This is a genomic window from Actinomadura sp. 7K534 (genome assembly GCF_004348575.1).
Classification (GTDB): Bacteria; Actinomycetota; Actinomycetes; order Streptosporangiales; family Streptosporangiaceae; genus Spirillospora; species Spirillospora livida.
The window spans coordinates 1-2,754 of the sequence record NZ_SMKB01000426.1 but is presented as its reverse complement, the minus strand read 5'-3'; the positions used below and the strand labels follow the sequence as shown (position 1 = coordinate 2,754).

The 2,754-nt window shown below is 76.0% G+C and carries 3 protein-coding genes and 1 pseudogene; 2 read left to right on the top strand and 2 right to left on the bottom strand.

All coding sequences use genetic code 11. The features are described 5' to 3' along the window. The first annotated feature begins 36 nt into the window (after window positions 1-36). Together E1266_RS36720 and E1266_RS36715 are read left to right on the top strand one after the other, a co-directional pair. On the top strand, window positions 37-1,212 hold the full coding sequence (locus tag E1266_RS36720) for an AI-2E family transporter (RefSeq protein ID WP_132055131.1): 1,176 nt from the start codon (window positions 37-39) through the stop codon (window positions 1,210-1,212). 102 nt (window positions 1,213-1,314) lie between these two features. Beyond that, window positions 1,315-1,926, top strand: coding sequence for a hypothetical protein (locus tag E1266_RS36715; RefSeq protein WP_132055129.1), 612 nt, complete (start codon window positions 1,315-1,317; stop codon window positions 1,924-1,926). Here the strand turns inward: E1266_RS36715 and E1266_RS36710 are convergent. Next, window positions 1,902-2,333: a hypothetical protein gene (locus tag E1266_RS36710; protein ID WP_132055127.1), complete on the bottom strand. Its 432-nt coding sequence runs from the start codon at window positions 2,331-2,333 to the stop codon at window positions 1,902-1,904. The two genes, E1266_RS36715 and E1266_RS36710, sit on opposite strands and share 25 nt — an antisense overlap. Continuing rightward, a pseudogene (locus E1266_RS36705) lies at window positions 2,333-2,754 on the bottom strand (hypothetical protein); the annotation flags it as partial. The gene E1266_RS36710 and the pseudogene E1266_RS36705, both read right to left, overlap by 1 nt.

Sequence of the window (2,754 nt, the reverse complement as noted above, 5' to 3'; positions counted from 1 at the left end):
CCGGAATGCGTGGTGGGGCGCGGTTAGCGTGCGGGCATGGCGCAGCCGTCCGGCGACACGCCCGCCGACGTCCCGCCCGGGATCCGCGCCTCACCGGACGGCGGCGGCGCGCACAGGATGCCGCCCTGGCTGCCGAAGGCGTTCGTGCTCGCCGGGGCCGTCGTGCTGGGCTTCATGGCGCTGCTGTGGCTGCTGCAGCGGCTGCGGGAGCTGCTGCTGCTCCTGCTGATCTCGCTGTTCCTGTCGTTCGCGATCGAACCGGCCGTCAACTGGCTGGCCCGGCACCGGTGGCGGCGCGGCCCCGCCACCGCAGTGATGTTCCTGGTCATCGGGGTGCTGGGCGCGGGGTTCCTCGGCGGCATCGGGTCGCTGCTGGCCCTGCAGGCCGCCAACCTCATCGAGGGGTTCCCCGGATACGTCCGCCAGGTCACCGGATGGATCAACTCCACCTTCGGCACCGACCTGCGGCAGGACAACCTGCTGGAGCGGCTGCCCACCGTCACCGGCGGCATGTCGCGGTACCTGTCGTCGCTGGCGACCAACGTGCTGGGGATCGGCGCCACCGCGTTCGGCGTGGTGTTCAAGGCCCTCGGCGTGCTGCTGTTCACCTTCTACCTGTCGGCCGAGGGCCCGCGGTTCCGCCGGACGGTGTGCTCGCTGCTGCCGCCCCGCCACCAGCTGCAGGTGCTGCGGGCCTGGGAGATCGCCGTCAACAAGACCGGCGGGTACATCTACTCGCGCGGGCTGCTGGCCCTGGTCTCGGGCATCGCGCACTACGCCGTCATGGCCGGGCTCGGCGTCCCCTACGCGGCCGTCCTGGCGGTGTGGGCCGGGGTGGTGTCGCAGTTCATCCCCGCCATCGGCACCTACCTCGCCGGCGCGGTGCCCGTGCTGATCGCGCTGACCGTGGGGGCCTCGACCGCGCTGTGGATGCTGCTGTTCATCCTCGGCTACCAGCAGCTCGAGAACTACCTGCTGCAGCCCCGCATCACCGCCCGCACCGTCGACGTCCACCCCGCCGTCGCGTTCGGGCTCGTCCTGGCCGGCGCCGCCGTCGCCGGGCCCATCGGGGTGCTGCTGGCCGTGCCGTTCGGCGCGACCCTCCAGGCGTTCGGCAGCGCCTTCGTCCCCCGGTACGGCGTCGAGGAGCACCCGCTGACCGAACCCGACCCGCCCGGCGGGCACTGGTGGCGCTGGCTGCGCCGCAACTGAACCGCCGGGCACTGAACCGGCCGGGCTCCGAATCGGCCGGGGCGGTGACCTGGTCCGGTCAGCGGCGCCGCGCGGCCCGCGGCGACCGCTTATTTTCGGGGGATGGCGGAGTTCGCGCGGCGGAACCTGTGGCTGCTGCTGGCGGTCGCCGTCGCGGTCGCCGGATCGGCGGCCTGGCACCTGAGCACCGGCCCCGAACGCGTCGACTGGCTGCCGCCGCGGACCACCGGGCAGGACTGGTACCCGGTGTGCGAGGGGACGGCGTTCACCCGCGCCGCCGCCTACCGGGGCGGCGGACCCCACCCGATCGTGATCTACGGCGGGATCGGCGCGGGCGCCGGCGCCTCCGAGGACCCCGACAAGCCGCCGTCCACGTGGCAGCCCGGCACCCCAGCGCAGGTGCGGCTGGTGTCGTGCGCGGAGCCGATCGGGGAGCGCGGCGGGCTGGAGGAGGTCGCGAGCTGCCCGAAGTACGCCAGGCGCACCGTCTTCAGCTACGCGCCCGCCTGCACCGCGTCGATGTACCGGACGCGGTACCTGGTCCGGCTGCTGGAGGCCCGCACGGGGCGGGAGGTGCGCCGCTTCGAGATCACCGGCGCCGACGAGGTGTGCCCCGCCAACCCGCCCCAGCGGACCTTCATGCTGCAGACGGGGATCCTGCCGTCGCAGTACCGGGCGGTGCTGGCCCCCTACGTCGAGGGCCCCGCCCGCTGAGAGCGCGCCCAGTCCGGCATGCGCCGCCACGCCCGGACCGCGCGCGGCGCCAGCGTCACCGCCGTCCACACGACCGCGGCCGCCGGAACCCACGCCACCGGCGCGCCCGTCACCGCGAACTTCACCAGCACCGCCGCCAGCACCGCCGGCGCCGCGAGCACCGCCGCCTGCCAGCCGCGCCGGTCCCGGCGCGCCGGGCGGATCAGCGCGACCGCCGTCACCGCGCCCAGGCCGAGCGCCCACGCCAGCCGCGGCCAGTACGGGGCGGGGTCGCCGCCGGTCGACGCGAGTGCCGCCACCCCCGCCATCACCGCCAGCGCACCCGCCAGCCGCAGCAGAGCCCGCCCCGGGCTCACCCTGCCGGGCACCCAGGACGCCGCCTCGCCGTGCACCGCCGGAGTCGGCATCAGCAGTCGCCCTCCAGCATGCACGGGGAGATCGACGGCAGCGGGACCTGCGGCACCAGCGTCGGCGGCGGGGTCGGCAGTAACGTCGGCACCCCCGGCTGCAGGAACGTCGGCTCCGCGGGCGGCTCGGGCGTCCCGGTGCGGGGGGCCACCGCCGGCACCACCTCGGCGTCCAGGCCCGTGCACCCGCGCAGCGGCACCGACACCACCGCCAGCACGCCCACCGCCACCAGCGCCGCGCGGGCCGGCCGCCACCAGCGCGGATCGTCCGCAGGCGGCGGCGCGGACGGCGCGGTCAGCTCGGGATCGCGCAGCGCCTCGCGCGCCCGCTCGGCGGTCGTGCGGCGCGCCGGGTCGGCGGCCAGCAGCCCCATCACCAGCTCCGTGAGGCGGGGCGGGCCCGGGGGCCTGTCTCCTATAC

What these genes read in the sequence shown, in the direction of transcription:
- E1266_RS36720 (WP_132055131.1), top strand. Translation starts at nt 37, where the DNA reads ATGGCGCAGCCGTCCGGCGACACGCCCGCCGACGTCCCGCCCGGGATC.
- E1266_RS36715 (WP_132055129.1), top strand. Translation starts at nt 1,315, where the DNA reads ATGGCGGAGTTCGCGCGGCGGAACCTGTGGCTGCTGCTGGCGGTCGCC.
- E1266_RS36710 (WP_132055127.1), bottom strand. Translation starts at nt 2,333, where the DNA reads ATGCCGACTCCGGCGGTGCACGGCGAGGCGGCGTCCTGGGTGCCCGGC.